Below are 4390 nucleotides of genomic sequence, written 5' to 3'. Positions count from 1 at the left end.
CGCGGCGGCGCCGTGCTCTCCCGCACGACCAGCTCGGTGCTCACAAGCGGCGTCTGCTGACGCCCGCTGCCGTCGAGCTCGGCGAGCAACGCATCCACCGCGAGGGCCCCGACCCGCTCCGGATGCTGCTGCACCGTGGTCAGTGGCGGCCACAGCTGCGCGGCATCGGGCAATCCGTCGAAGCCGACGAGGCTCACATCGCCCGGCACCTCGCATCCGGCCTCCCGGAACGCGCGGAGCACGCCGATCGCCATCTGGTCATTCGCGACGAACACCGCGGTGACGCCGTCCATCTCGCGGAGCCGGAGACCCGCCTCGTACCCCGACGCGGCGGACCAATCGCCCTGGAGCGGCTCGGGCACGGGTCGCCCGTGCTTCTCGAGGGTCTCCCGCCAGGCATCGCGACGCCGTTCCGCGGAGTACGAGCGCGCGGGACCCGTGACGTGCCACACCGTGTCGTGTCCGAGTTCGAGCAGATGCTCGGTCGCCAGTCGCGCACCCTGCGCCTGGTCGGTGTCGACGAACGGCAGCGTCTCGCCGCGGTTGGAGTCGACGAACACCACGGGCAGGGCATCGGGGATCTCGATATCGGCCTCGTCGAGCTGGTGTGCCTCGATCACGATGATGATCCCGTCGACCGCGTGCTCCTCCAGGCGCCGGAACGCACCGGCCACGGTCTCGCCGGCACTCGACTCCACGGGGATGAGGGTGAGCGCGTAGCCGAGCTGGGCGGCGCGCACCGCGATCGCGTCGAGGGTGCGCTGGTTGCCGTAGGAGCTGAACGAGAACATCACGACGCCGATCGTGCGGAATCGCCCTGACCGCAACGCGCGGGCTGCACTGTTGGGGCGGTAGCCGAGGCTCTGCATCGCGGCTTCGACGCGCTCGCGAGTGGCGGCACCGACGTATCCCCTGGCGTTCACGACGCGGGAGACCGTCTGTCCGGAGACGCCGGCCTCGCGGGCGACGTCTTCCATCGAAGGCTCACGACGACGTGCCGACGTCTCTGTCGGATGCTCTGGGGTCACGATCACCCATCCCCTCATATGTTGACGTTGACACACTAGCAGCGCATCGCATATGTTGACGTTGACACACGGCGCACGGTGCGCCGGAACCGTAAGAAGGAATCGTCGATGACGACTGAAACCCCCGCAGCCCTGGGCGCCCCCGGCCTCCGGCGCCGCGACAAGCGCGACTGGAAGGGCTGGGCCTTCGTCGGCCCGTTCATGGTCGTCTTCGCCCTGGTGTTCCTGACACCGCTCGCCTACGCGCTGTACCTGAGCTTCTTCCAGGAGAAGCTCATCGGTGGCAACGCCTTCGTCGGCCTGGACAACTACGTCCGCGCGCTCACCGACCCGCAGTTCTGGGAGGCGTTCGGCCGCGTGCTGATCTTCCTCGTCGTGCAGGTGCCGATCATGCTGGTCCTCGCCCTCGGCGCCGCCCTCGCCATCGACAGCGCACGCCTGCGCGGAGCATCGTTCTTCCGCATCCTGATCTTCCTGCCCTACGCGGTACCCGCCGTCGTGGCGGTGCTGATGTGGGGCTACATCTACGGCGACCAGTTCGGACTCACGAGCAACATCAACGACTTCCTCGGAGTCGATGCGATCACGCCGTTCGCCAAGGAGTGGATGCTGGTCTCGATCGGCAACATCGTCACGTGGGAGTTCGTCGGCTACAACATGCTGATCTTCTACTCGTCACTCAAGACCATCCCGACCGACATGTACGAGGCCGCATCCCTCGACGGAGCGGGGGCATGGCGCACGATCTTCTCGATCAAGATCCCCTCCGTGCGCGGCGCGCTCGTGATCGCGACGATCTTCTCGATCATCGGCAGCTTCCAGCTCTTCAACGAGCCGAACATCCTGCGGCCCCTGGCTCCGAACGTGATCACCACGTTCTTCACGCCGAACATGTACGCCTACAACCTGTCGTTCGCCGGACAGCAGTTCAACTACGCCGCCACGATCGCCATCATCATGGGCATCATCACCGCGGTCATCGCCTACGTCGTGCAGCTGCGCGGCTCGAAGTCGGAGGTGCGCTGACATGGCACTCCCCCTCGCCCGCCCCTCGCGCCGACGTCACGATCCGCTGAACCCGCGCAAGTCCAACACGCTGTTGATCGTCATGATCGTCTACGCGCTGTACACGCTCGTGCCCCTGGTCTGGCTGCTGTTCAGCTCGACGAAGACGCAGGCAGGACTCTTCAGCTCCTTCGGGCTCTGGTTCTCGGACGACTTCGCGTTCTTCGACAACCTCGTCGCCACGTTCTCCTACCGCGACGGCATCTTCCTGCGCTGGCTCGGCAACACGCTCCTGTACGTCGTGGTCGGCGCGGGCGGCGCGACTCTGCTCGCCACACTGGCCGGCTACGGCCTCGCGAAGTTCCGCTTCCCGGGTCGGCGCGCGGTCTTCGCCGTCGTCCTCGGAGCAGTCGCCGTTCCCGGTACGGCACTCGCCGTCCCGACGTTTTTGCTGTTCAGCGAGCTGGGCCTGACCAACACCCCCTGGGCCGTGATCATCCCGTCTCTCATCAGCCCCTTCGGGCTGTACCTGATCTGGGTTTTCGCCTCCGAGTCCGTACCGACCGAGCTGCTGGAGGCCGCGCGCATCGACGGCGCCGGAGAGTTCCGCACGTTCTTCACGATCTCGATGCGCCTGCTCGCGCCGGGCATCGTGACGGTCGCGCTGTTCACGGTCGTGGCGACCTGGAACAACTACTTCCTCCCCCTGATCATGCTGTCGGATCCCGCCTGGTATCCGCTCACGGTCGGTCTGAACCAGTGGAGCGCCCAGGCCATCGGCGCCGGCTCCCAGCCGATCTACAACCTCGTGATCATGGGCTCTCTGCTCACGATCATCCCGATCGTCATCGCCTTCCTGCTGCTGCAGCGCTTCTGGCAGTCAGGTCTCACCGCGGGAAGCGTCAAGCAGTAGCCCCGCACTCCTTCCTCACCCCCCTCGCGATCCGATGCTGGATCGCACCCCCGAAAGGACACAGCAATGAAGCACCTTCCCTCACCGACACGGCGCGCCCTCGCGGTGCTCGCCGCAGGAACCGTGGCAGCACTGGCGCTGGCCGGCTGCAGCACCGGCAGCGACGCCGGCAGCGGCTCCGGCTCCGACGCCGGATCCGGCTCCTTCGACTCCGTCGAGGCCGCGCTCGAGAAGGGCGGCGAGATCACGTACTGGTCGTGGACGCCGTCTGCCGAGGCTCAGGTCGAGGCGTTCCAGAAGGAATACCCGAACGTCAAGGTCAACCTCGTCAACGCCGGCACCAACAACGAGGAGTACACGAAGCTGCAGAACGCGATCAAGGCAGGCTCGGGCGCGCCCGACGTCGTGCAGATCGAGTACTACGCGTTCCCGCAGTTCGCACTGACCGACGCCTTCGCCGACCTGTCGAAGTACGGCTTCGCCGACTTCGAGGACGACTACACCGCATCCACCTGGAACTCGGTCACCGCCGGCGACGCCATCTACGGCCTGCCGCAGGACTCCGGCCCCATGGCACTGTTCTACAACAAGGCCGTGTTCGACGCCGCGGGCGTCGAAGTGCCGACCACCTGGGACGAGTACTACGAGGCGGCGAAGAAGATCCACGCCGCGAACCCCGACGCCTACATCACCAACGACACCGGCGACGCCGGCTTCGCGACCTCCATGATCTGGCAGGCCGGAGGCAAGCCGTTCGAGACCTCGGGCACCGATGTCACGATCGACCTGCAGGACGAAGGGTCGAAGAAGTGGACCGAGAACTGGAACCGCCTCGTCGAGGAGGACCTCGTCGCGCCCTACGGCAGCTGGAGCGACGAGTGGTTCCGCGGCCTCGGTGACGGCAGCCTCGCCACCCTCGTGATCGGCGCCTGGATGCCCGGCAACCTCATCACCGGCGCCCCCGACGGCGCAGGCGACTGGCGCGTCGCGCCGATGCCGACCTACGACGGCACTCCGGCGAGCGCCGAGAACGGCGGTGGCGGTCAGGCCGTCACGACGCAGAGCAAGAACCCGGAGCTCGCGGCCGGCTTCCTGTGGTGGCTGAACAACTCGGAGGAAAGCATCTCGATCTTCCTCGAGTCAGGCGGCTTCCCGTCGACGACCGCCGAGCTCTCCAGCGAAGAGTTCCTCGCCGATGCTCCGGAGTACTTCGGCGGCCAGAAGATCAACGAGGTCCTCGCGGCCGCAGCCGACGACGTGGTCGAGGACTGGAGCTACCTGCCCTACCAGGTGTACGCGAACAGCATCTTCGGCGACACCGTGGGCCAGTCGTACCAGAACGGCACCGACCTGAACGAGGGCCTGACGGCCTGGCAGGACGCGCTGGTCGAGTACGGCAACGCGCAGGGCTTCACCGTCAACAAGTAACACCGTGGCTGAGCCG

4 protein-coding genes are annotated in these 4390 nt (G+C 66.7%); 3 read left to right on the top strand and 1 reads right to left on the bottom strand.

The window, feature by feature from the left end; genetic code table 11:
* Positions 1 to 977: LacI family DNA-binding transcriptional regulator (locus tag ACNPM4_RS07830; protein WP_448985317.1), on the bottom strand; the 977-nt coding region annotated here is incomplete at its 3' end.
* 159 nt (positions 978 to 1136) lie between these two features.
* Here ACNPM4_RS07830 and ACNPM4_RS07825 point away from each other — a divergent pair.
* From ACNPM4_RS07825 to ACNPM4_RS07815, 3 genes are all read left to right on the top strand, one after another.
* Positions 1137 to 2054 carry a carbohydrate ABC transporter permease gene (locus ACNPM4_RS07825; protein ID WP_029263010.1) on the top strand — a complete coding sequence of 306 codons (918 nt, stop codon included), beginning with the start codon at positions 1137 to 1139 and terminating at the stop codon, positions 2052 to 2054.
* Position 2055: 1 nt separating this feature from the next.
* Positions 2056 to 2946 (top strand): carbohydrate ABC transporter permease, encoded by an 891-nt coding sequence (locus ACNPM4_RS07820; protein WP_051662277.1) that lies wholly within the window; start codon positions 2056 to 2058, stop codon positions 2944 to 2946.
* A gap of 66 nt (positions 2947 to 3012) precedes the next feature.
* Positions 3013 to 4374, top strand: a complete 1362-nt coding sequence (locus tag ACNPM4_RS07815) for an ABC transporter substrate-binding protein (protein ID WP_400856011.1) — start codon at positions 3013 to 3015, stop codon at positions 4372 to 4374.
* Positions 4375 to 4390 lie beyond the last annotated feature (16 nt).

This window comes from Microbacterium umsixpiens (genome assembly GCF_053543675.1).
The sequence above is the reverse complement of the archived record's forward strand: the minus strand, read 5'-3'. Positions and strand labels throughout refer to the sequence as shown.

Coding starts and splice junctions, on each gene's coding strand:
- ACNPM4_RS07825 (WP_029263010.1), top strand. CDS start 1,137: ATGACGACTGAAACCCCCGCAGCCCTGGGCGCCCCCGGCCTCCGGCGC.
- ACNPM4_RS07820 (WP_051662277.1), top strand. CDS start 2,056: ATGGCACTCCCCCTCGCCCGCCCCTCGCGCCGACGTCACGATCCGCTG.
- ACNPM4_RS07815 (WP_400856011.1), top strand. CDS start 3,013: ATGAAGCACCTTCCCTCACCGACACGGCGCGCCCTCGCGGTGCTCGCC.